The organism is Aeromicrobium sp. CFBP 8757 (genome assembly GCF_014841755.1).
In the GTDB taxonomy this organism is placed as follows: Bacteria; Actinomycetota; Actinomycetes; order Propionibacteriales; family Nocardioidaceae; genus Aeromicrobium.
The window spans coordinates 165003-188309 of the sequence record NZ_JACYUM010000001.1 but is presented as its reverse complement, the minus strand read 5'-3'; the positions used below and the strand labels follow the sequence as shown (position 1 = coordinate 188309).

General features: G+C 68.2%; 18 protein-coding genes. 1 reads left to right on the top strand and 17 read right to left on the bottom strand.

Annotation, left to right across the window (positions count from 1 at the left end; all coding sequences use genetic code 11):
- Positions 1 to 180 precede the first annotated feature (180 nt).
- Positions 181 to 5838 (top strand): MobF family relaxase, encoded by a 5658-nt coding sequence (gene mobF / locus IFT73_RS00835; protein WP_192165822.1) that lies wholly within the window; start codon positions 181 to 183, stop codon positions 5836 to 5838.
- A 406-nt stretch (positions 5839 to 6244) separates the two neighbouring features.
- Here the strand turns inward: mobF and IFT73_RS00830 are convergent, their stop codons facing one another.
- The 17 genes from IFT73_RS00830 to IFT73_RS00750 all read right to left on the bottom strand — a co-directional run bounded on the left by IFT73_RS00830 (position 6245) and on the right by IFT73_RS00750 (position 23289).
- Positions 6245 to 6694 (bottom strand): hypothetical protein, encoded by a 450-nt coding sequence (locus IFT73_RS00830; protein ID WP_244632838.1) that lies wholly within the window; start codon positions 6692 to 6694, stop codon positions 6245 to 6247.
- Between the two features lie 188 nt (positions 6695 to 6882).
- Positions 6883 to 8247 (bottom strand): type IV secretory system conjugative DNA transfer family protein, encoded by a 1365-nt coding sequence (locus IFT73_RS00825; protein ID WP_197983451.1) that lies wholly within the window; start codon positions 8245 to 8247, stop codon positions 6883 to 6885.
- Positions 8248 to 8315: 68 nt separating this feature from the next.
- Entirely contained in the window at positions 8316 to 8774 is a 459-nt protein-coding gene (locus IFT73_RS00820) for a hypothetical protein (RefSeq protein WP_192165818.1), read from the bottom strand.
- A 14-nt stretch (positions 8775 to 8788) separates the two neighbouring features.
- Positions 8789 to 10702, bottom strand: a complete 1914-nt coding sequence (locus IFT73_RS00815) for a peptidoglycan DD-metalloendopeptidase family protein (RefSeq protein WP_192165816.1) — start codon at positions 10700 to 10702, stop codon at positions 8789 to 8791.
- Position 10703: 1 nt separating this feature from the next.
- The gene (locus IFT73_RS00810; RefSeq protein ID WP_192165814.1) at positions 10704 to 12215 is read right to left on the bottom strand and encodes an ATP-binding protein; all 1512 of its coding nucleotides are present in this window, start codon (positions 12213 to 12215) and stop codon (positions 10704 to 10706) included.
- The gene (locus IFT73_RS00805) at positions 12215 to 13717 is read right to left on the bottom strand and encodes an SCO6880 family protein (protein WP_192165812.1); all 1503 of its coding nucleotides are present in this window, start codon (positions 13715 to 13717) and stop codon (positions 12215 to 12217) included. The genes IFT73_RS00810 and IFT73_RS00805 overlap by 1 nt, the downstream gene beginning before the upstream one ends.
- 69 nt (positions 13718 to 13786) lie before the next feature.
- Positions 13787 to 15277 carry a hypothetical protein gene (locus tag IFT73_RS00800; RefSeq protein ID WP_192165810.1) on the bottom strand — a complete coding sequence of 497 codons (1491 nt, stop codon included), beginning with the start codon at positions 15275 to 15277 and terminating at the stop codon, positions 13787 to 13789.
- The gene (locus IFT73_RS00795; RefSeq protein ID WP_192165809.1) at positions 15270 to 16091 is read right to left on the bottom strand and encodes a hypothetical protein; all 822 of its coding nucleotides are present in this window, start codon (positions 16089 to 16091) and stop codon (positions 15270 to 15272) included. Before IFT73_RS00795 ends, IFT73_RS00800 begins: the two co-directional genes overlap by 8 nt.
- Complete coding sequence (locus IFT73_RS00790; protein WP_192165807.1) at positions 16091 to 16381, bottom strand: hypothetical protein; 291 nt, start codon at positions 16379 to 16381, stop codon at positions 16091 to 16093. Before IFT73_RS00790 ends, IFT73_RS00795 begins: the two co-directional genes overlap by 1 nt.
- Positions 16368 to 17162 carry a hypothetical protein gene (locus tag IFT73_RS00785; RefSeq protein ID WP_192165805.1) on the bottom strand — a complete coding sequence of 265 codons (795 nt, stop codon included), beginning with the start codon at positions 17160 to 17162 and terminating at the stop codon, positions 16368 to 16370. Before IFT73_RS00785 ends, IFT73_RS00790 begins: the two co-directional genes overlap by 14 nt.
- Entirely contained in the window at positions 17159 to 17359 is a 201-nt protein-coding gene (locus IFT73_RS00780) for a hypothetical protein (RefSeq protein ID WP_192165803.1), read from the bottom strand. Before IFT73_RS00780 ends, IFT73_RS00785 begins: the two co-directional genes overlap by 4 nt.
- Before the next feature lie 5 nt (positions 17360 to 17364).
- Positions 17365 to 18261 (bottom strand): hypothetical protein, encoded by an 897-nt coding sequence (locus IFT73_RS00775; RefSeq protein WP_192165801.1) that lies wholly within the window; start codon positions 18259 to 18261, stop codon positions 17365 to 17367.
- 213 nt (positions 18262 to 18474) lie between these two features.
- On the bottom strand, positions 18475 to 21672 hold the full coding sequence (locus IFT73_RS00770) for a LysM peptidoglycan-binding domain-containing protein (protein ID WP_192165799.1): 3198 nt from the start codon (positions 21670 to 21672) through the stop codon (positions 18475 to 18477).
- Positions 21673 to 21850: 178 nt separating this feature from the next.
- Complete coding sequence (locus IFT73_RS00765; RefSeq protein WP_192165797.1) at positions 21851 to 22267, bottom strand: TadE/TadG family type IV pilus assembly protein; 417 nt, start codon at positions 22265 to 22267, stop codon at positions 21851 to 21853.
- 12 nt (positions 22268 to 22279) lie between these two features.
- Entirely contained in the window at positions 22280 to 22690 is a 411-nt protein-coding gene (locus IFT73_RS00760) for a TadE family protein (RefSeq protein ID WP_192165794.1), read from the bottom strand.
- The gene (locus IFT73_RS00755; RefSeq protein ID WP_192165792.1) at positions 22687 to 23091 is read right to left on the bottom strand and encodes a TadE family protein; all 405 of its coding nucleotides are present in this window, start codon (positions 23089 to 23091) and stop codon (positions 22687 to 22689) included. The genes IFT73_RS00760 and IFT73_RS00755 overlap by 4 nt, the downstream gene beginning before the upstream one ends.
- A 6-nt stretch (positions 23092 to 23097) precedes the next feature.
- A complete protein-coding gene (locus tag IFT73_RS00750; protein WP_192166998.1) occupies positions 23098 to 23289 on the bottom strand; it encodes a hypothetical protein in 192 nt (63 codons plus the stop codon).
- Between the last annotated feature and the right edge of the window lie 18 nt (positions 23290 to 23307).

The following is a 23307-nucleotide window of genomic DNA, read 5'->3' as shown; positions in this document are numbered from 1 at the left end:
CTCCAAGGCCGCTTCAGCCGAAGAGATCCGACCCTGATCTCAGATCCTCACATCGACCACCGACGTTCCCCCACCAGAACCTCGCACCCTCAACATCCACACACCTCTTGCATTCTCGGTAGTTGAAACGTGAACCACTGGCCGCTCACGCGCAGAACCGGGCCCTACTTCCAAGTGACGATGTCGCTGCACAAGCTGACTGCCGGGTCGGGGTACGACTACCTGACCCGGCAGGTCGCTGCGCAAGACGCGACAGAGAAGGGCCACACTTCGCTGGCGTCGTACTACACCGAGAAGGGCGAGACTCCCGGCGTGTGGGTCGGCTCAGGCCTGGCAGGCGTCGAGGGTCTGGCCGCCGGGGACGTCGTCACCGCCGAACAGATGAAGGCGCTGTTCGCCTACGGTTTCCACCCGCTGGCGGACGCCCGTCTCGCCGAGCTGGGCGACACGGCGACGGCCGTCGAGCTGAAGCAGGCGCAGCGCCTGGGAACGCCGTTCAAGGTCTACGACGGGGACGTCTCGGGCTACCAGATCGACGTCGCGCGGCGGATCGAAGAGCTGAACGTCGAGAAGGGGCTCCCCCGCGACACCGCCGTCAGCATCGAAGACCGCGCGCGGATTCGCACCGAGGTGGCGCGCGGATACTTCGAGCGCGAGTACAGCCGCGAATGCAAGGACGCTCGCGAGCTGGCCGCGACCATCGCCAAGCACAGCCGCCCCAAGACAACGGCGGTGGCCGGATTCGACCTGACCTTCTCTCCGGTCAAGAGCGTGTCGACCCTGTGGGCGATCGCGGATGCTCCCAATGCGGCGCAGATCGAGATGGCTCACAACGCCGCGGTGCGCGACGCGGTGGCCTTCCTCGAGAAGCAGGCGCTCTTCACCCGTGAGGGCACCAACGGCGCCCGTCAGGTCGACGTCAAAGGCCTGATTGCCACGGCGTTCACGCATCGCGACTCCCGCGCCGGCGACCCGGATCTCCACACGCACGTGGCGATCGCCAACAAGGTCCAGACCCTCGACGGCAAGTGGTTGGCCATCGACGGTCGAGTCCTCTGCAAAGCAACGGTCGCAGCGTCCGAGACCTACAACACCGCCCTCGAGCGCCACCTCAGCGCGGCGCTGGCAATGCGATTCGCCGAACGCCCGGGCGGGGATCCCCGCAAGCGTCCCGTGCGCGAGGTCGTCGGTGTCGACCCCGCCCTGAACGAGCGGTGGTCGTCCCGGCGGGCCAGCATCGAGGTCCGCCGGGCCGAGCTGGCCACCGACTTCCAGTGCACCCACGGCCGCCCTCCCACACCAGTGGAGGCGATGCAGCTCGCGCAGCAGGCCACCCTCGAGACCCGCGAAGCCAAGCACGAACCGCGCTCCCTGGCCGAACAGCGGCAGACCTGGCGCTCAGAAGCCGTCGCCACCCTAGGTAGCGAGGCGGCCGTCGACCAGATGGTCCAGAGCGCCCGCGCGCGCACCGAACCGGCCGGGCAGCAGGTCACCAGCAACTGGGTCGCAGCGTGCGCCGCCGACGTCGTCAATGAGGTCGAGCAACGCCGGTCGACCTGGCAGGTCTGGCACGTCCGCGCCGAAGCCCTGCGCCGCGTCCGCGACGCTGACGTGCCCGCCGAGCGGGTCGAGACAGTCGTCGACCACATCGTGGACGCGGCCCTGGCCCGGTCGGTCTCGTTGGCCACCGACCGTGACGGGGTCGACGATCCCGCCGCTTTGCGGCGGATCGACGGGTCGAGCGCGTACCACGTCGCCGGCAGCGACCTGTTCACCAGCCGCTCGATTCTCGACGCCGAGCAGCGGATCGTGGCCGTCGCCGCCACCTTCGACGGCCGACGCATTACCCCCGAGATCGTCGAGCTCTCGTTGCTCGAGAGCGCCGCCAACGGGGTCGAACTCAACTCCGGTCAGGCGTCCATGGTGCGTGGCATGGCCACCAGCGGAGCGCGAGTTCAGCTCGGCATCGCGGCGGCAGGGACGGGCAAGACCACCGCGATGAGCGTTCTCACGCGAGCATGGGAGGAGTCCGGCGGCAACATCGTAGGGTTGGCCCCGTCGGCCGCCGCAGCCGCAGCTCTGCGCGACCAGACCGGCGCGACCACCGACACGCTGGCCAAGCTCCTCCATGCCATCACCACCGGCGATATGAGTCAGGTTCCCGGCCGCATCGACCGGGGCACGTTGGTGCTGATCGACGAAGCCGGGATGGCCGACACCCTTGCTCTGGACGCGGCCGTCCAGTTCATCGTGGGTCGCGGTGGGTCGGTGCGACTGATCGGCGACGACCAGCAACTGGCTGCCATCGGGGCCGGCGGTGTCCTGCGCGACATCGACACCCAGCACGGGTCGCTGCGACTCAGCGAGCTGATGCGCTTCGCCGATCCAGCCGAAGGAGCAGCAAGCTTGGCGCTGCGGTCAGGGATGCCCGAATCGCTGGGCTACTACCTCGACCACGACCGCGTTCACGTCGGTGACCTGGCCACGCTGACCGACACGGTGTTCACCAGTTGGCAGGCCGATCGCGCCGAGGGCCGGGACTCGATCATGCTGGCTCCGACCCGCGATCTGGTGCAAGAGCTGAACGCTCGCGCACGCGCAGCGCGCCTGCTCGACGACCCCCACCACGGTCCTGCGGTACGCCTCGCGGACGCCAACGCCGCCTCAGCCGGCGACGTCATCATCACCCGCAACAACAACCGCCGCCTGCGCGTCTCGGCCACCGACTGGGTCAAGAACGGAGACCGCTGGCACGTGCTGTCCGTCGACGACGGCAGCCTCACCGTCCGACACACCGAGAGCGGGCTGCGGGTCGTGCTGCCGGCCGACTACGTGGCCGAGCACACCGAGCTGGGCTACGCCTCGACCGTGCACGCCGCCCAGGGCGTCTCGGTCGACAGCATGCACGGGCTGGCGACCGGCGACGAAAGTCGCCAGCAGTTCTACACGATGATGACCCGCGGCAGGTACGCCAACGACGTCTACCTGGTGACATCCAGCGACGGCGATCCGCACAACCTGATCCGACCCGAGACGATCCGCCCGTCCACTGCCACCGACATCTTGGAGGGCATCCTCGCGCGCGATGGGTCGCCCGCGTCGGCGACCACCCTGGCGCGGGACGCCGCCGACCCTGCCACCCTGCTGGGTCAGGCCGCGGCACGCTACATCGACGCCCTGTACGTCGGGGCCGAGACCGTCGTCGGCGCCGATCGCGTCGCGCAGCTGGAGCGCGTCGCTGAAGAACTGGTGCCAGGGATCGCTGACGAACCTGCCTGGCCTGTGCTGCGCGCTCACCTGATCCTGGTGCAGGCCCAGGGCCGTGACGCCGTTCGAGATCTCACCACGGCGGTGTCCGAACGCGAACTCGATGGCGTCGACGATCGGGCCGCCATCTTGGACTGGCGACTCGATCCCACCGGCCTGCGAGGCTCTGCACCCGGCCCTCTGCCGTGGATGCCGGCCGTGCCCAACGCCCTGTCGCAGGACCCCGTGTGGGGCCCGTACCTGACTCAGCGCTCCGCCCTCGTCGGGGATCTCGCCGACCGGGTGCGCATCGCCGCCGCGGCCGCCGACAGCCCCGCGTGGGCGCGCCAGGGAGGCGCGCGGCCCGCCGAGGACGTGCTGGTCGACATCGCGGTCTGGCGTGCGGCCAACGCCGTCAACGCCAGCGATCGTCGCCCCACAGGCCACCCCCAGATGCAGAAGGCCCCGGCTGCCCACCAGCGCCAGCTCGAGGAGCGCGTGAAGGCCGGCAAAGCTCCCGCGCTCGCCGAGTGGGGTCCTGCGATCGACAAGCTCCACCCGCGACGGGACTCTTTCACCCCGCTTCTGGCCGAGAGGCTGGCGGCGCTCACCCGGTCGGGCATCGACGCCGCACGGATGTTCCGACTGGCCGCCGACGAGGGGCCGCTTCCCGACGACCACGCGGCCGCCGCGATGTGGTGGCGCATCAGCCGCCACATCTCGCCGTCGGTCGCAACAGAGGCCAGCGGACAGGACGGTCACATCACCGCAGCATGGTCCGATCTCCTGATCGACACGCTCGGCGCTGAGGCTGCTGACCAGGTGGTCACGAGTCCCTGGTGGCCCACGCTCGTGGCCTCGATCGACCACGCCACACAGCGCGGGTGGGCGCTGTCGGACCTTCTGGACATGGCCAACACGGCAGATCTCGACGACGTCGACCTGGCCCAGGCAATGGTCTGGCGAATCGGGATCATCACCGATCCGCCGCCCGAGGACGACGACCCCTACGACTACGAGCTGCCGCCCGAGGATCTCGAGCACGTCTGGACTCCCCCGCCGGACGCCGCTGACCATCGCGACGTCGAGCTCGTCGACGAGCTCGATGACCAGTTCGCTCGAGCGGCCTTCAACCGAGATCTCCTCGACCCGCTGGAGCCGACCGACCAAGACATCGCGCGCGTGCTCGAGCACGGCCACCAGTGGGACCACTCCCCCACCACTGGCGATCGCATCCTGCACATCAACGACCTGACCACGCGCTACTTCGAGAGCCGGTACGACGGGTCGTGGGCGCAGGCTCACCTCCACCAGCGCCTCGGCCAGGACATCGCCGGCGATCCACGGTTCCGCCCCGGCTACGCGCCGGCCGGGTGGACGAACCTGGTCGAGCACCTGCGCCGTCACGACATCACCGACGACGAGATGCTGGCCGCAGGCGTCGCGGCGACAGCCTCGACCGGGCGACTGATTGACCGGTTCCGCGACCGGGCCATGCTGCCGGTCATCAACAACGGCGACGTGCTCGGATTCGTCGGCCGACGCCACCCCGATGCCACGGACGACTCCAAGGCTGGACCCAAGTACCTCAACACCAGCGACACCGTCGTGTTCCACAAGGGCTCGCAGCTCTACGGTGTGGCCGACCAGCAGATGGCTCACGGCTCCGTCCCGGTCGTCGTCGAGGGACCAGTCGACGCGATCGCCGTCACCTTGGCCAGCGCTGGCGCGTTCGTTGGTGCCGCTCCGCTGGGAACATCGCTCACTCATGAGCAGGCTGCGCAGCTGGCGACCTTCGGTGTTGACCCGATCGTGGCCACCGACGGAGATCTCGCCGGGCGTATGGCTGCCGAGCGCGACTACTGGCTGATCACCCCCCACCTCCTCGAGCCGCGGTTCGCCCAGTTCGGTGCCGGCGACGACCCCGCCAGCCTTCTCGAGGTCGCCGGCCGAGCCGCCCTGGTGGTGCCCCTGCAGCAGGCAACTCCGCTGGCCGAGCACCTCGTCGACGAACGGATCAACAACCTCGGCGACGGTGACGAGCAGGTCCGCGAAGCAGCGCTCGTCATTGCTGCCCGGCCGTCGAGCACATGGGCTGACGCGATCGCTAGGACATCGGCGCTGACGGGCGCAGATCCTCTCGACCTGCAGCGTGCCGTCGCCGGCGCCGCGACGTCTTTCAACACTGATCGGCGGCGCTTCAGCAACGATCAGCTCGTCAAGACGTCTGAGGTCAGGGCTCGCATCGAGCAGGCTTCGAGCGCCATGCCGGTCGATAAGTGGGCCAAGCTCGCCCGTTCGCTCGACCCACGTCTGGTCGGTCAGCGCGACTGGCCCGCCACGGCGGAGATGCTCGAGCAGGTGCACGCCGCCGGCCACGACGTCGACGAGCTGACTCGTCAGCTCGTGGCCCACACGCCCTTGGACGAGGCCCCCGCCCAAGACCTGCGCTACCGCCTCGTCGGCTACCTCCCCGACGAAGCCGCACCCGCGCCGACGGCCATCAGGCCGTCTTCCACGACTGTCGCGGAGCACGAGCGCGGACACCATCGTCCGACACCGAGCAACCCCGATGTCGGACCACGTCGATAGAAGCTCCGTCTGGTGCCTTGCAGGGTTGTCGTCGCCCGCGTGCCCGGTGACCGGCACCCAGAACCAAGATTCAGCCGAGAGGGCTAGCGTCGAGGGCATGCCCCCCTGCCGAACCCGCGCGGGTCGGCGCGGGAGACCGGGTGCTCGTCGTCGACGACGACGTTGCTCTGGAGCCAGCCTGGCGAGACCAGCGCGACTCTGACTGGCGCGCCCGAGGCGCTGGCGCGGCTGATCACTGGGCGCCTGAGGCCACAGCACACTCCGGCCGGCACCGTCCTCAGCGGAAGCGTCGACCTCGACGACCTGCGCAGAGTGTTCGCGGGCTACTGAGCCCCGGAGTTCGCTCCGCCAATCGGAGGGCCGGTGCCGACACGCCTTTCGGACACGGAAGCCAGCGGAGGTTCCTCTAGTCCAGAATCTCGCCGCTCGAGGTGTCAACGACGTGCAGTCGGGGTCCGCTCGGCGTCGGGGAGCCTGTTGTTGTAGAGCCGCGGAGGGCAGTCACGTCGGCGGTGAAGGCGCGTTGGCGAGCCGTCACGTGCTCGTTGTCGAGGCTCAGATTGAACTGCGGACCGGCAGGCCACAAGCGGGCGTGCGCGTCCTCGCAGTGCTTAGCGACCCGGTGCCGCATCCGCTCGAGGAAAGCTGGCAGGGCGTAGCGGTGCCATTCCTCGAGGGCGTCGCTGGTGACTGCGAGCTCGGCTTTGCGACGCAGGTCGGCTAGGACGGCGATCTCGTGCACGAGGTGGGCGTGCTGAGGCCAGCACGCCGGGATGAGGTCGGCGACGTCGAAGACCATCTGGTGGTTGAACCACACCACGACCTCATCGAGCCAGATCCACAGCTCGGCGCGCATATGAGGCTTCGTACACGTCGCTGGCGCCCATGGTCGGGGAAGGTCCGCGATCGGCCCGAGCGCCTTCTTCTTGGCGTCGTCATCTCCGGCTGCGGTCTCAAGTTCTCGGTAGGCCAACTGGATCTGCGGGCCCGGCGTTGGGAATGGTCGGATCAGCGGCTCCGGAGGCAGGTCGGGTTCGGGACTTGTCATGGCTTCCACCCTGTGAGGCCGCGGCGCTGCGACTCGACGACGGCCGCCGTGGCGCGCGCCCTTGGGTCGACGTGGGTTGAGCGCTGGGCCGATAGCTGCTCGCGGACCGTCTTCTGGGCGTGTAGGAGCGCGGCACCGGGCTTGCCGTCGATGGCGCGGTTGAGCTTCGCGATCATCGGTTTGCCGTTCTCGGCGACGACCAGGGCGTGTCGTTCTTCCATCTGCCGGATCTCGGCGCCGGTGAGGACTGGGATATCGTCGGCGGTGTTCCTGCCCCGGCCTCCGTTCATGCCGCGGCGTGCCACGCGGACGGTTCCCAGGAGGTCGGAGATCTCCTCGTTGAACGCGACGTCCTTGGATCCGCCGAAGACGCACAGGACGTTCGTGAGGCCGAACAGGGCGCGGGCTTCTTGCTCGCCGAAGATCGCTGAGAGCTGACGCCATGTCTGAGCGGCGTAGATGAACGACAGGCCTAGAGCGCGCTCGTTGGCCATCCGGGTGCGCAGAGTCGGCAGCGGTGCCGTGGAGGGCAGCTCGTCCAGGCAGGCCAGCATCGGCGGGCACAGCCGTCCGTGGGGCGATGCGTTCGCTGCCTCGAGTGCGGTGTCGAGCACGTGCTCGGCTACGGCCGTCATCAGCGGTGAGGCGCTGGCGTAGGGGTCTTCTCGGCCGAGCAGGTAGATGGTGCCGTTGCGGGCGATGATGTCGGCGATGTCGGTGGCTGGTCTGCCAGGTGTCGGGACGCAGCGGCGCAGGATGTCGGCTTGGAAGAATAGGCTCATGGCCTGTTGCACCGTGGTGGCGGTATTGCCTGCGGTGCGCTCGTCGCCGCGCAGCGCGCCGTTGAGGAGCCCGTGCCAGAAGGGTGCCGCGTGCGGGTGGCTGCGTAGGATCTCCATCGGCTCGGTGGCAGCCTGAGGGTTGGCCACCCATCGCAGGACCTCGTCGAGTCCGTGTCCGGCCAGCGCCGCGGCGTGGAAGAACGCTTGGATCACCTTCGAGCCCTCGGCGGCGTAGAACCGTGCAGCGTCGTCGCCGTGGCCGCCAGCCACCGAGCCCTTGACCGTGCCGGCGGTGAACGCCTTCGCTCGTCGCTCGGCGACCATCGGGTCGACGCAGCCGGCGATGGGATCCCACACCAGCTCGGGCAGTCCCGGCGCCAGGCCGAACGGATCCAGCACCGCGCACGGGCGGTCGCCGTCTCCTCGAGCTCCGATGGTCAGCAGGAGGTCGTCGACCTTGGTCAGTGTCACCAGCGCGGCGCCGGGGGCACCGAGCAGGGCCGGGACGAGCAGGTCCAAGGTCTTGCCGGAGCCTTGTGGGCCGATGATGCCGGCGGTGCGGTCCCACGGCACCCACATGTCGCGCCCGGTGCGGGGTTCGACGCCCGCTCCGAGCTTCCAGCCGACTTGGGTCGGGTCGAACGTCTTTATGACTGTCCCCTCTTGCCGTACAGGTCGGGTCGGACGACGGCCGCGTTGCGGCGCAGACGCGAGACTCCGAGCAGCTGCTCGGCCTCGGCTGCGGTGGCCATGCCTTGCACGCGCCCTGGTCCCCACCGTCTGGCCGCCCACACCAGCGTGAAGATCACGACGACCAGGAGAATCAGCTGAGCGAGGGCGACCCACGTCCACAGTGCGCTCGAGCTCGCATACGGACCTGAGCCAGCCAGGCCTGCACCGGCGTCACCTCCCAGCAGTCCAGGCACCGACGAGAACAGGTTCTCCCTCGAGGGCATCTGCCAGCCGGCGCCGGCCAGGAGGTTGGCGATCGCGCGGGCCGGCTGCAACGCGAGCACGTGAACCAGGACGACGATGAAGAAGCCGAGCAGCGGCACCTCCCACGTCCAGGGATAGGGGTTGGTGCGTCGTTCCTGCTGGATCCTCATGCTTCCCCACGGCCCTACACGGCCCCCTGGGTGGCCACCGGTGGGTTCAGAAATGTCAGCGTGGCCGTCACCATGTTGTGGTCGCTCTCGGGCTCGGTGCGGGTCGTCGACAGGATCTGTTGCCACTTCTTGACAGCCACTGCGTGTGGGTCGACGAGCAGGTGGTCGATCCGTGGTCCGCGCCGTGGCGGCTTGCCGCCGTTGTACGACCGGTACTCCTGCCCCGTGCGGGCCTCGGCGATCTGTTCGCTGGATCGGAAGCCTCGCTCGACGAAGAACTTCGCGACGGCCGTCTTGTCGCCCGAGCCGAGGATGAAGGAGTTCAGGTCGCCGGCGTGCACGATCGTGCTGCCGGGCTCCTTCTTGGCGATCGCCTCGACGATGTCGTGCGCCTGGCTGACGTAACGGAGCCGGCGGGCATCCTCATCGCCATCAACGGGGTGAAGGCTCGAGACGACGACGATCTGGCCGGTGCGGCGATCGCGCAGTGCCTGAGCGACGCCACCCTTGCCCTCGATGGTGAACGTGGCAGATTCGAGCTTCTTGCCTGCGGCGTCCTCCGTCGACAGCTTCTTGGGGTCGAACAGCACCATCTTGGAGCGGTGGTAGACCGCCAGCTTGTAATCCGGTGCCAGGGCGTTGATGATCGCCGCTCCTTGGCTCTTTTCCTTGCCGGTCTCCTGCAGGCTGATGACGTCGGGGTGGGCGGTCTTGATCGCTGCGGCGATCAGCGGGATGCGCTGAGGCCACGGACGGAGCTTGCCGTCGCCGCAGAACTCCAGGCAGATGTTCCAGGTGGCGACGTTGAGCTCTCCGAAACCTGAGCCTGATGCGCCGCAGCTGCTGGCTCCTGCGCCTCCTGCCTGAGCGATGATGGCCCGGGCGACGGGCTCCCACTTGTCGTACGCGGTGGGGAACGCCGAGATCTGGACGGCTTGCGCTGCCTCTCCGAGGCCCATGGTTTTCCAGCCGGGCTTGTCGAGCAGGCCCGCCGGGCTGCCGTGGTTGGGGCCCTTTGGTCCGCCGAAGAAGGCTCTTGCGGAGTACTCGATCCGTTGGCGGTCGTCGGCGCTTCCCCATCCTGCGCGCTGCTGGAAGGCTCCCAGCGAGTCGCGATCGCCGTAGTTGAGGTTGCGCAGGCCGGACTCCTGCAGGGCGGTCATGAGGGCAATGACGGCTCCGCGGTCGCCGGCCCCCGTCTCGGACGCGACCTGGATGATCGTTGCGGCGAGCTTCAGCTGTTCGGCGTTGACGGTGAATTTCGGGCCGTCTGTGCGGGTCGCGGTCACCGGGTCGGTGCCGCCGGTCGGGGACTTGGCTACGGCGGCGACGGCAGCTGGTGCGCCAGCAGCGCTTGTACCGCTGGTGGCGCTTCCGTTGAGTGGCGCGCCCTGGGCGGCCATGAACGGCTTGGGGTAGATCGGCTTGCCGTCCTTTATGACCTCGAAGTGCAGGTGTGCGCCGGTGACGTAGCCGGTCGCGCCCTGGGTGCCGAGTTGGGTCCCGGCGCCCAGCTTCTGTCCGACCTTGACGGTGGACGGGGACGCCATGTGGGCGTAGCGGGTCTGGATCCCGCCGCCGTGGTCGATGACGACCTGGTTGCCGTAGGCGATGTTGAAGCCGCTGTTGACGACTTTGCCGTCGGCGGCCGCCACCACCGTCTTGTTCGCTCGAGCGACCAGGTCGGTTCCGGTGTGCAGTTTGGTGGTGTGCAGAACCGGGTGGTACCTCATGCCGAACTCACTCGTGACTACGTAGGCACTCGTCAACGGCGGTCGCCAGGTTCCTGACATGGCCATCGTGGGGTCGACGCAGGCACCGTCATCCGAGGTCTTGGGGACTGTGGCCCCGGTGATCGCGCCGATCGCCACCATCGGCAGCATGAACAGCGCCAGGAGTGCACCGACGACGGCCACGACACCCTTCATGTCAGGCGCCCCCGGCGATCGCTTCGTTCGTGTAGGTCAGGTGCTGCTCGGCCGGAGTGAGGACCGTCTGGACCTTGTACTGCCGCTCCCCCACGCACCACAGGGCACGACCTTTGCCTTGCATCGCCCACGACGTGACGACCTCGCACGCCATCGGGCTGAGCCCGAGCATGTCCCTCAGCTCGTTGGCGACGCCGAGGTCCTGCCCGTGCAGGATCTTGATATCCGCCAGGTGAAGCAGATCCTTCGCAATGCTGGAGGCTTGGCTTCCTGTGTCGCCGGCGCCGAGCGCGTCGGACGGTTTGTGGGCGTTGACGAACTGGACATCGCCGTCTCGGCGTGACAGGCGCAGATCTGCGTCGAAGCTCTTCACGGCTTCGGTACCTAGCCTCAGCTGCCTCCACACCTCGTCACGGACGGCAACGCGCATGTCACCAGGGGCGGACATCTCGCGCATCCCACGTCCCCAGGAGTTCAGGCAGAGCAGGGCAATCCCGGTCGCCTCATCTCCCAGGGGCTCGAGCCGGGACAGGCTCAACGACTGGATGGGAGCCTTCCAGTCGACGTCGATCGTGGTGTGCTGGTCGAACAGGCCGGCCAGTGCGCCGTTGACGAGCTGGCCGAGGGCGTTGCGCAGGAGGCGGGTCTCGTCCAGGAAGTGCCGGCTGGTGGCATACCTAGTCTCTGCGACCAGGTCGTCCGTCGGATCGTCCAGCAGGTGCCACAACTGCGGGATGGTGGTCTCGGTCAGCGTGGTCGCACCTGAGGAGTAGCCGGTCAGTGCCTTGAGGGCCTGCATGACGACCGCTTCCTCGGTCGGCCCGAACGGCACACGCTGGTCACCGATGCGCTGGCTGCCAACGAGTCCTCGCACGAGCGTGAGCCAGCGGCCGAACACGATCGCGGCACGGCCCTGCGCTTGCTCGGGCGACAAGTCAGCCCATCCTTGCGCCAGCGGCCCTATCGCCAACGGGTTGATCCGTGCGGCCATCCCGTGGCCGATGGCGAACGGTTCGACCCCGAGCGCCCGGCAGAGCGGTTCGTACTCGTCCTTGGTGTCTCCCAGGATGAGCGTGCGATATCCGAAGTCCATCATGCGAAGGCAGAAGGCCTTGGTGGTCGCTGACTTTCCCCGGCCGGGCTTGCCGAAATTGAAGATGTTCGGGTTGGTGACGGGGATCTGATCGTCGACAACCCACCCCATGGGGTCGCAGTAGAACGCGCCGCCAGATAGGTGGTCGATGCCCATCTGGGCGCCGGTCGGTGGGAGACCCGGTGTCGAGATGAAGGGCCACAGCACCGGTGCCTGGTCGCTGGTCATTCGCCAGGACGAGACTGGGGCGTTGGCAGGAGACCAGCCGCGCTCGGTTCTGAACTGGCCTCGCCTCGAGGCGGCGCGGAACAGCCGAGGGTCCTTCGGGCGGGGCGGCACGGCTGGTGCCGAGGGCAGCTCGTGGCCGAAGTCGCGTAGTAGCCGGTTGACGTCTCGTCCGGGCGCGCTCTTGGTGCCCATCAGATCGCCTTGCGGCTCAGGCTGACGCCCAGCGGGATGGTCGAGCCGGCGAAGCCGACGTCGTGGGACAGGTCCAGGCGCAGCGGGGCGAACCCGGCTCGACGAATCGAGGCGCCGAGCCGGCGGCCGAACTCGGAGGCTCTCATGGTCTTGGGGACGGTGACGGTGCAGACCGCGTACGGGGTGGTCATCGAGTTGCCGCGTGCGAGCTTGCCTTCGAGATTGCGGGCTTTTGCCGCTTCGTCCTTGGCCTTCGTTCGTTGGCGCATCTTGAGCTTCTCGCGCATCGCCTCGCCCATGTCGGCAGCAAATTCGCTCGAGCCGGACTGCCGATCGGCGGTCGTCTGCCCGACGATCGGATAGCAGACGACATAGCTGCGACGTTCGCCTGTTTCGGCGGGGGTGAGAATGGGTGCCAGCGCTCCCATGAGCGCCCCCTTTACCGGGAGCTTGATCGTCGCGCTGACCGAGTTCCAGGCGTCGTGCGAGTAGTGGCGGACCAGCTGGTCTGCACCGGACGGTCCTGCCATCGCCCACGGGACGTCGGCGTTGGTCTGGTGGTCGGCTCGCCAGTCCTCCAGGGCGTCGACGATGCCTGCTCGGTCGCCGGGTGCGAAGCCGGTTCGGCAGGCGGTGGCCAGCTCGGGTGAGGTCAGCCAGTTCACCTCGGTCATACCGACGGCTCCGCGCAGCTGGGCCTCGACTTCCTGCATGAGCGAGTACAGCAAGCGCGCCCGGCCGTCGAACCCGCCACCGGCTTCCTTGGCCGATTTGGCCAGCCGGTGTTCGGGCACGACGAAGGTCACGTAGGCCTCGGTGCGAACCGAGGCCAGCGACAGCACTGCGTGCAGGTCGTTGTTGATCTGCCGGGACAGGTCGGGACTGTTGTCCCGGCGGTGCCGCGTCAGCCACTGCCCGCGCTCGGCGCCGTCGTCGGGCACGGTGCGGACCATGAACAGCAGCTCGTCGATGAGCTCTCCTCGCGAGCACAGGTCGAGCAGGCCGCTCAGGCCGGCTCCCATCGCCTGGCGTGCCTCAGCTGGCGATAGCCCGATGCCGGGGTGGACGACCGCCGCGGTGACGGCCCACGTCTTGGTGGCGTGGTTCTGGATGATTGCGATGCGTGCTTGCTGGGTGCCGGTCGGTGGGCCTTCGTGGATCTCGACGGCGTTCAGGACACCGGGGAGGTCTGCGGTGGCCAGGTCCTCGACCTGGCCGCGTGTGGCGCGCGCACGAAATGGTGTTCGCCCGGTCAGTCCAGCGATCGCGTAGCTGATCATCGACATGCACCAGCCGGGTGCCGAGCGGCCGCGGACGGCGACCACCACGACCGCGCTGAATGCTGCCCAGATCAGTAGCAGCAGCAGCGCCGATCCCCAGGCCTGGCGCTGCACAGCCCAGAAGGCGGGGAGGACGGACAGGGCAACGGTGGCCAACTGCCAACCGGACAGTCCGAAGAACCATCCGATCTTGGCCTTGGAGTAGTCGCTGTAGACGGTCATGGGTGTTCCTTTCGCTCAGATCCCCATGGCCGCGACGACCTCACTCAGTGGCCACCCGCGGGTGGACTTTCACGCGATCGGGGGGATCTCGGCCGCAGCCGCGCCAGCACCGCCGCCACCAGCGGCCTTCGAACCGCCGGCACCGCCGCCACCGCCTGGTGAGGGCGGGCCGCCGGGTCCGCCCGCGCTTGGTCCCGCGCCGGGCATGGACGGCATTGTGGGCATCGGGGCGGTGGGAGAGTTGCCGGTCCCGCTGTTGTCCGAGCCTTCGCCGCGGTGCGGGTCGCTGGGGCCGCTCTGCGAGTCGCCGTCTCCCCCCTGGTCGCGCTGGTCAGGGTTGAACCGCTGGGCACCACGCTGGTAGTCCGGCGTGTACGACGAGTCGCCGACGCCCATCTGGTTGGCCTGGTCCATTCCCACGGAGGTCGCCGTGGCACCGGCACTTCCCACGGCCGACAGGACCTTGCCGTATGCCCCTCCCAGCGCGCCGAGGCCTCCCATCGCGGATCCGAACCGACTGGTGGTCGCTTCGGTGCTCTGCGCCTCGCCCTGAGACTGGCCGCCCGATGCGCTCTGCGACGCAGTCGACGAGCCGCCGTCCTGGCCGCCGCCGCCGAGGAGGCCGCCGATGCCACCCACGGACTGCATTCCTGCGCGCATCGCTGCACCCGAGCTCGTGCCGGGGTCGACGAACGCCAGCAGTTTGAACAGGGCGACCGGGGCCGCGATCGAGATCAGGATGATCATGACGCCGGGGAACGCGGTTCCCAGGGCGGCCTCGGCGGACTTCGCCTCACCGGAGGCGACGCCCTGAGTCAGGGCCGTGCCCATACCGAGCAGGATGACGATCAGCGGTGGTGTCGCCGCCGCGGCGTGGAACCATCGCAGTGACTTCCAGAACCATGACTTGCTGAAGTCCGAGACCAGCCCGGCGGCGGCTGCCGGGCTGAACGCCACGAGGATCAGCAATGCGGCTGCGCGGGTCAGCATGACGATGAAGTGGCCGATTGCTGCGATCCACAGGAAACATCCCAGGAAGCCGAGAGTGGTTGCTACTCCGACTTCAATGCCTCCCGTGGTGAAGTCATCGGCCCCGGTGGGCTGCCACTGGGCGAAGCCGTCGACGCTCAGCATGCTTTTGATCAAGGCGTTGCTGATTCCCGCGCAGGCCGCGACGACACCGATGGCGTAGCTGACGCCTCCGCCCCAGATGGCGACGAACTGGCCCATGCCGATGAGCAGCGTGCCTAGGCTCTTGCCCTCGCGGCGGAAGGCCGCAGCCCCGACCTGAACGAGGGCCATGAGGAGCACGAGGACGGCAGCAACCCAGAAGGTCGTGCGGTAGAGCTCGCCGGCGGGACCGCTCTCTGAGAGGTCCGGCGTGATCCACTTGTCCATGGCGCTGAGCACGAACCTCAGCACCCACAGGCCCGACTTCCAGACCGCCATCATGACGCCGGTCCAGCCCTCGGCTGCGGCCTTCCCTACCGCATCACCGGCCAGGCCGAAGGGGTTCAGCTTGCCCAGGACGTCGCCGGGGCTCGGAATGCCCTCATTCATGGAGATCCTCCTGATCGACCCACATCAGCCAGCCGGCCTCGAGGCTGCGCTGAGACCCCGGCCACGTCGGTGGCGCTTGGGCAGGCTGCTTGCCGGCGGCGATCGACCACCGGTCCCCGCTCCACTGCATGCGCTCGCAGTGGCCGAAGCCGAACCTCGTCTGCTCCTCCACTGACGCGGTGACGTCCAGCTGCACGCAGGCCAGCACCCAGTCCGGCCCATCGGTGCTCTTGATCTGGGCACCGGCCGGTGTCGCGGTGACGCTGACAGCACCGTCACCGTCCACCGTCCCGGCGTGGGCGTGAAACGACTGGATGGACTGTGCGATCTCCCATCGGTCGAACTGGGACGGCTCCTGAGCCCAGCCGTCATAGACGTCGCGAGCGAACTGCACCGACATCGGTGTGAGGGCCGCGATCTCGATAGATGCCAGCTGAGCCACAGCGCCTTCGGGCGTGTGAGGAAACCCGGTAGGCACGTCGGCCGGGCCGGTCGACGTCGAGGGCGGGATCTCGATCCTCTTCGGCTTGTCCAACGAAGGCGGCGCCGGCTTGAGGTCGCTCTCGTCGGCCGCCAGCATCGCCTTGGCCGCCACCGCGTTGCGGTAGCCGTCGCCGCGGACGCCGTCAGGGCCGGTGGTCCATGTTCGCTCCGGCCGGGCGTCGCCGCTACCGGCCGTGTCGTGCGAACCGATTGCGGCGGCCACAGCCATCACGAGACCCGCGACGACGACCATCGCGAAGACGACCGCGCCCGCCAGCATCACCAAGAGCCGGCGGCGGCTCCACTCTCCGGAAGTCTGTGGCGTCGACATCAGACGCAGCCGCTGCCGGTGATACCGGAGATGATCCCGGGCACGACCATGTACCCGATCGCGGCGAAGAACACGACCACGATCGTGATGACACCGCCCTTCGAGGCGTGAGGCATGCTGAAGATGCGGCCACAGACAATGGCCCCGATGCCGACCACCGCCGCAATAGCGAGGCAGATCAGGACGCCCCACTGCACGTTGCCCTGGACGTCGTCGACGTACTTCTGTGCATCTCCGGGAGCCTTGGGGCACACCTTGGTCAGCGGCATCAGGTAGTTAGCGATGGTCATGGTGGTTTCCTTTCGCGTGATCGACCATGTGGCCGAAGACAGGGGTGGCTGCCGCCACGATGTGCGGCGGCAGGGGCTCGGTGGTCAGGCCACTTAGGGCCAGGGGTGCGGCATTCGGGATGACGCTGAGACGGCCAGCGTCGATGGCTGCTTGGACGCGCTGGTCGGCCGCGACTCGCAACTGCTTGGGCCACTTCTTCAGCGGCGGGCCCAGCACGGCGCACCAGGTGTCGCCGGGGCGGGAGGTCATCTGCAGGGCGACGTCGAGTGCCCTCAGGCCGGGGATCGTGGCGACGGTGACGATCATCAGCGGCACGGTGGTCACGACGGTGCCCAGCCACGAGCTCGATCGCAGAATCTGATTGAGATCCCAGCCGGCGTCGACGACGGTCAGATCGCAGTCGCTGGCTTCGGGAACGGGCACGTCCTCGACAGACTCGAAGGCGCTGGTGGTCCGCTCGATCAGGACGGTGTCTCGGGTTCCTCGGCGCCAGCCGGTAGCGGTGACTCCCAGCTCGGCCGTTGTCGCTGCGGCCAGCCCGGTGCTGTTCATCGGGCTGCACTCCACGACGCGAGACGCCTCCTCGGCTGCTGTTGCCAGAGCGACCGCGCACAGTGATGCACCGACGCGCCCGCTCGCGCCGACGACGGCGACAGTGGTCGCGGCCGGAGTCCAGCTGCTCGGGCGAAGTCGCTTGGCCGGTTCTCCGGTGCGGAACTCGCCGGCCTCCACCGCTTGCCAGGCGCGCTTCAGCTCGACCACGGGCACGGCCGACTTCATGGGTGCCCACCCCCAAGCCTGCCGCTACGTCGCAGGATCCCCTGACGCAGTCGAGGTGCGTCGAGGCGGGCCAGCACCGCCTTCGCGGCGTGTGCTGTCTTTAGCTGGGTCACCGCGTCCTCAAGAGCTTCGAGGGCTTCGCCCTCCTTGCTCACCGCCTCGAACAGGCGGTCGATGTCGCTGTCGTTGGCATGCACTCTCATCACCTCGAGTACTCACGGCCCCGGGTGGGCGATGAGTAGCCCCAGTCGTGCGAGGTTTCTTCATCCGCGGCGGCCGCGAACTGCGCCAGTCGATCGAGCGAGAGGCAGGCGCGCCGCCGGAGTGTGCGCGGATTCAGCCCGTGCCGGGTTGCCACTGCGGCAACGGCGGCCGAACCCGTCATACCGGCGCGACCACGGCGGGCTGAGTAGTTCTCGCTGTCAGCTGCCACGGCCAAGTCAACGAGCAGGGCGCGGTCGGCCTTGCTGATGACGCCTGCGCTGATTGCCTCGGAGAACAGGTCGAGCAGGTCGGCGGCCGGGTTGTCCTGCTCGTCCTCGACGAGGGTGTTGAAGAGCCTTCGCCACACCGGCGAGTCCTCGTCGACGCAGACGGATTGCATCCAGGTGCGCCCCGATCGGCGTGCACCATCGCCGACTCCGAGCTCGGCCTGCACTCCTTTGCGGGTGTCGCGCAGGATCGAGAAGGCCGTCGAACGGCGGTTCTCCCAGTCGAACGTCTTGACCGTCGACCACAAGTGGCTGGCCACGAGCTCATCGATCGTGACGCTCAGGTCTGACAGATCCCATGCGATCTTCGCTGCTCCGGGGAGCAGAGCCCAGGTCAGCGCTGTGATCGCCGCCGGGTCCGCATGGCCGGTCGATGAACCGAGCTTGGCCAGCGTCCGCAGCACACGGTCGGTCGCCTCGTAGTCAGCCGACCTCGTCCAACTACTCAGGTCTGCCGGATCGTCCACGACGGCCAGCTCGGGCTCCATCGTCGTCCACTGGATCCATCGGCTGCGTGCCAGCGTCATCGCAGGCCCTTCGACGTCGTCGACGCCGAGCATCTTTGCCACGCTCATCTCCAGGTCCTTCCTGTCTGCCTTGGTGGTCATGGCAGGAAGGTGGCGCGCCGATGTCGCCCGATACGTTCCCCCTTCGGGCTCTCTGGCCTGCTTCTCAGGGGGGAACGTCAGTGTTTGCGCAGGTCACGGCACGTTCCCCCGAAAGTTCAGGGAAGAGGCCGCCCAGGGTTGACCCACGCAAAAAGCAACGGACTGACGGTGGCCGAAGCCGCCGTCAGTCCGTCGTGCGCGAAGGGTGATTGCCTACATGGCTGCGCGCCGTGCCCACTGGTGCGCGTCGAGAATCTCCTCGGTGCGGGCCGGCAGCTCGGTGCATGCCTGTCCGTCGTCGTCGCGGTTGCACACCTCATCGCGGATGACCCGGGCGGCTTCGCCGATGTGTCCTCGGGCTTCGAGCACGGCCGCCAGGTCAAGTCGGGTTACCTCTTCATCTGGGGCTGCCGTGACGGCGATGCTGGCTGCCGTCCGGGCGCGCTCGAGGTCGCCGGCGTGAAGGTTGTGGGTCACGACCACGTGAGCGACGTCGGCGATCGCGCAGACCATGTGCTGGTCAAGACGGTCACCCTCGAGCAGCCAGCCCCAGCCGCCAGGGCGGAGCTTCTCGAACGGGCGGCCGGTGATCAGCCGCAGGGCGCGCTCGAGGTCGTCGATACCGGCGGGTCCGTGGCTCTCACCGCGGAGTCGGAGCCTGCGGAACAGGTCCACGTCGACCAGGGCATCGACGACTTGGTACACGCCGGTGCCTCGTTCCTGTGCCATCGGTGCTTCCCGCGCGGCGGGGAGGAACTTCTGCCCGGTGACGGGGTCAGTTCCCAGCCAGTGGCGCAGCTTGTTGACGTCGGTGCGCACTCTGGCGGCGTTGAGGTCGAACGCGGTGGCGACCTCGTCGGTGGTAGCGCCGTAGGGTCGTGTGGCGAGGTAGGCGAACAGCTCGGTGTAGAACGGCCGGCGCCGATCCAGTGCTGTGCCGCTGGTCCTGGCGACGACGGGTCCGAGCAGCGTCAGCCGGGGTCGGATGCAGCTGTCGGCTTCCCACTCCTGCAGGTCCGCATCCAGCGTCGGGTCCGCCGCGGCGACCTCCTCGCGCACGGTCTGCGTCACCTTGGGTGCCACTGCGTTCAGGTCCGCCACAGTCGTGGCGGCCGCACGCGTGTACTCCTCGTCGGCGGCGGGGAGCACCGACGCGGCCGGCTCGAGGGTCGTGGCCGATCGGCTGACCGTGTACTGGTCGCGCAGCGATCCCATCGCGTCAGCCATCGGCTGCCACTCCTGGTCGCCCGCAAGATCGGGAACGGCCTCGTCGGCGAGGGAGTCGGCCTGAGCCAGCAGTGCGGCGCACCCGTGAGCTTCGGCCGATGTCAGACCGACGGCCTTCACCGTCAGGTTCACCGACGGGATGGTCAGCTGTCGGCGCTCGTCGATGTGAATCTCGAAGCCGCGGCTCTGCTCGGCGCCGGGCAGGAGAACAGCGGTGGCAGTGCGGCCATGGTGATCCTTCATCAACTCCATCAGCTGCTCGAGCTCGGCGAGGTCGCCGGCCTGGTCCACGATGAGCATGCGCGAAGGCCAGGGGTCCGCGTCGTCCTGCCGGGCCCGGGCGGTCGACGTATCGATGCCGGCGGCCGCGAGGCGATCGATCGTGCTGACCGCTTCGGCGACAGCGTTCGCGGCAGCCGAGGTGGCCTCGGCGTGGACTGTGACCCGATCGGGACTCACCGCGGCCATCTCGTGTGCGATACCAATCACGTCTAGCGCGGTGTGCTTGGACCAGGGGTTGCAAGCGACCTCTGCCGCGACGAACCGGGCGAAGTCGACTCCTGCGGTCTCGTCGCCTGTCACGACCATGTTGAGGTCCTCAAGGTTCAGCATCCAGGAGGCGTCACGGTCGTCCTGGCCGATGGTCACCAGCAGCGGCCACGGGGCGGGACTGTCGGGGTGGTGAGGGCCGATCAGGTCGAGATCGACATCAGTATCCACCACCCACAGCAAGCCGTCATCAGAGATCACCCACGGGACTCCCGGTGCGGTCGCTGGGGTCCGCAGGTGGACGGCCACCGCCGCCCCTGTCACCTCGACGGCAGCCAGCGAAGGCAGCTCCACGGACTGGGCGGCCAGTGAGGAGGCCAGGCGCACCAGCACGGTTTCGACCAGCTCGACCGTCGCGATCGTCGACGAGCCCGCCACGGTGACCGATTTCTCTGCGTGCATCAGCTCGGGAAGCGTCGGTGCGATTGAACGGCCCGGCCGGCGGGACCGGTGCTGTCCGGCGCGGCGGGCGCGCAGTCCTAGGAGCAATGAGCCCGCCAGAAGGGCTCCCCCACCGGCGAGGCCTCGCATCAGCCACGACGGAAGACCTGCGTCATCGACGACGTCGAGGTGTTGCGCAGGCTCGCTCGATCCGCTCGATCCGCTCGAGGCGGCCTGAGCGGAAGGGGTCATCCCGGTCGAGCCCCCCGCTCCAACGGCCTCGGAGGCAACCTCACCGGCGCTCTCCTGAACCACCTCGGGTGCCGCTTCGGGAGTGGCCTCATGGACGGCTGGTGTTTGCGCCTGCTCAGGCGTTGAAGTGGCACGCTTCGGAGTCGAGGTCTCCTTGGATGGGACGGTGAGGTTCCATCCGGGTTGGATCATGTCGGGGTCGGAGAGGGTGCGGCCGTCGACCTGACGTTCGCCCTTGTTGGCCTCCCAGATCTTGGACCAGTTCGCGCCATCTCCGTACTGATCCTCAGCGATTCCCCACAGGCTGTCGCCAGAGTGCACCTCGACTTGCGTGTCTTCGGTCTTCGGTCGACCTGGGGTGGTCGCAGCTGTCGCGGGCATTTTCAGCTCCCAGCCGGGCTGAACGGCTTCGGATGAGCGGAAGACCTTGCCTCCCGTCATAGGCCGGCCCTCGTTGAGGCTGGCGATCTGACTGAACCGCGCCCCGTCGCCGAGGTGCTTCTCGGCCAGGCCCCAGAGGGTGTCGCCGTGCTGGACGGTGATCGTGTCGCCGACTTCCGGTGCCTGCTCACCCGCGGGCGGAACGGGCGGGGTTTTCGTGGCGGGTGCTGCAGCTGCCGGCGGCACAGGTGCCGTTGCGGCCGTTGCGGCAGCTGCGCTGAAGGTGCTGATAGTTCCCGACCCGATCGCAAGCACCACGGCGGTCACCAGCACGCGCGCGAGGTTCTGTTGGAAGCCGAACGCCCCGGGCACACGCACGTCGATTCCGCGGTTGCTGATCGCGGCGGCGGTCTCCACCACGATGCACACCATCAGCTGTGCCCACAGGAACCACGCGAGGGCGGCTAGGACGCCGATGATCGCCTCGTCAGTCAGCGGCTGATCCATCGAGACGCCGCCAGCCGGCCACGGGTTGCCCACGATGACACCGAGCATGACCGGAGGTCCACTGACCAGAAGCGTCAGTAATGCCAGCGCAACGAGTGCTTTGATCCAGCGCATCGTGTTCTCCTAGAGTTGTGCAGTCGCCCCCTCCGTCCGACCACTGCGGCCGACCGAGGGGACAGAATCGGCCGAGAAAGCTCCTAGGCCGTCGGACTCCCACGCACGACGGTGCGTGTGGGCCGCGACCGGTCAGAATCCTGGGCGAGCAGGTCGAGCGTGTGGCTTCGCACGGGCTTCAGGCTCTCGCCGCGTTGACGGATTCGGCAGACGCGGACCCGCTCGTCGGCAGCTGCGTCACGCCGACCGCCGACAGGATCGCGGTCTTAGAGTGGGATTTGATCGTGACCGTGACTGTCCCGCCGTCGACGTCGACCTGGGCTCGGGGTGCCCCGACCTGCGAGAGGTAGCCCTGCGCCGCGGCAACAGCCTTGGACGGGTCGACCGTCGGATCTCCTCCGTCACGGAGGCTGTCCTGGTTCAGCGCGTCGGCGCCGATCCGGGCAGCCTGCTCGGCCTGACCGGTGAGCCGGCGGTTGGATGCCAAGGCGTAGCCACCGTCGATGACCACGCCGGCCATCGCGACCAGCGCCGTGGTGATGAGCACGACGAACAGAGCCGTCACGCCGTCTTCGTTGCGGTGGGTCCGTGTCATGTCGTCGTCCTTTCAGCTGGCCCGGTAGGTCTCGATCGGCACAGTCGCCTGCGCTGAGAACACGCGCCTGCCGGGTAGACCCGACAGAGCGACGTCGCCCAGGCTCGCGATACACCGCAGCTGGACCTTGACTGTCCCGCCCGGCTTGTAGTCCGAGACGTCCACGCTCAGATCGAGGCTCTGGCAGTCCAGTCCCCGATCACCAAGCGCCGCGGCCGCGGTCGAGCGAGCAGCGTCGGAGGACCGGCTGGTGTTGCGCTCGAGCGATGCGACCCGGGCGGCGTCAGCAGCTGCTCCCTCGACCTGCTGGCGGGCATGAGCCATGCGGCCCAGACCCACGACCAGCAGGAACGCCACGATCAGCACCGGCACGATCAACACGAGTTCGACCGCTGCGGTCCCCCGCTCGTCACGGGTCTTCACTGTGCCTGCTCAACGGGAGGGACGTACCGTTCGACCGGGCCCGACGAGGTCTCCTTGACCTTCGGGCGCACACCCGGGACCAAAGAGATGACAGTCCCGGTGACGGTCACTGTCGCGGTATCGGGGGTGCGGCTTGCTGACACCGACCGGGTCGTGAGCATCTTGGGGCCGAGGCGGTCGAGGTACTTGACCGCCTCGGCCTGTGCCCCGTCCTGGGTGCCGTCGGCTCGACGAGCAACCGCGGTGCCCTGCTCGGCCGCCGCTTCGACGACGGACCGGGCGTGCGCTACCAGGGCGTACTGCACGATGAACATCAGGACGAGCAGCAGCACGGGCGCGATGAGGACAAATTGGATGATCGAGGCCGCTCCCCGCTCGTCTTTGCCCTGCTGGTTACTCACGAGTCGTCATCCCGTCGAGATCGACTCGGCCTTGCCGGTGAACTTGGCGATGATGATCCCGCAGATCACGATCGCCGCGGCGGCGAACAACGCGGTGATGATGACGGTCTGCGTGATCTCGCCGCGTTCATCGCGACGCTGGTTCTGGTGGTTGACCTGGGTGATGAACCAGGCCTTCCACATCTGGATCTCGACCATGATTTCCCCGTTTCTTTG

Coding starts and splice junctions, on each gene's coding strand:
- mobF (WP_192165822.1), top strand. CDS start 181: ATGTCGCTGCACAAGCTGACTGCCGGGTCGGGGTACGACTACCTGACC.
- IFT73_RS00830 (WP_244632838.1), bottom strand. CDS start 6,694: ATGCGCGCCGAGCTGTGGATCTGGCTCGATGAGGTCGTGGTGTGGTTC.
- IFT73_RS00825 (WP_197983451.1), bottom strand. CDS start 8,247: ATGTGGGTGCCGTGGGACCGCACCGCCGGCATCATCGGCCCACAAGGC.
- IFT73_RS00820 (WP_192165818.1), bottom strand. CDS start 8,774: ATGAGGATCCAGCAGGAACGACGCACCAACCCCTATCCCTGGACGTGG.
- IFT73_RS00815 (WP_192165816.1), bottom strand. CDS start 10,702: ATGAAGGGTGTCGTGGCCGTCGTCGGTGCACTCCTGGCGCTGTTCATG.
- IFT73_RS00810 (WP_192165814.1), bottom strand. CDS start 12,215: ATGGGCACCAAGAGCGCGCCCGGACGAGACGTCAACCGGCTACTACGC.
- IFT73_RS00805 (WP_192165812.1), bottom strand. CDS start 13,717: ATGACCGTCTACAGCGACTACTCCAAGGCCAAGATCGGATGGTTCTTC.
- IFT73_RS00800 (WP_192165810.1), bottom strand. CDS start 15,277: ATGAATGAGGGCATTCCGAGCCCCGGCGACGTCCTGGGCAAGCTGAAC.
- IFT73_RS00795 (WP_192165809.1), bottom strand. CDS start 16,091: ATGTCGACGCCACAGACTTCCGGAGAGTGGAGCCGCCGCCGGCTCTTG.
- IFT73_RS00790 (WP_192165807.1), bottom strand. CDS start 16,381: ATGACCATCGCTAACTACCTGATGCCGCTGACCAAGGTGTGCCCCAAG.
- IFT73_RS00785 (WP_192165805.1), bottom strand. CDS start 17,162: ATGAAGTCGGCCGTGCCCGTGGTCGAGCTGAAGCGCGCCTGGCAAGCG.
- IFT73_RS00775 (WP_192165801.1), bottom strand. CDS start 18,261: ATGACCACCAAGGCAGACAGGAAGGACCTGGAGATGAGCGTGGCAAAG.
- IFT73_RS00770 (WP_192165799.1), bottom strand. CDS start 21,672: ATGCGCTGGATCAAAGCACTCGTTGCGCTGGCATTACTGACGCTTCTG.
- IFT73_RS00765 (WP_192165797.1), bottom strand. CDS start 22,267: ATGACACGGACCCACCGCAACGAAGACGGCGTGACGGCTCTGTTCGTC.
- IFT73_RS00750 (WP_192166998.1), bottom strand. CDS start 23,289: ATGGTCGAGATCCAGATGTGGAAGGCCTGGTTCATCACCCAGGTCAAC.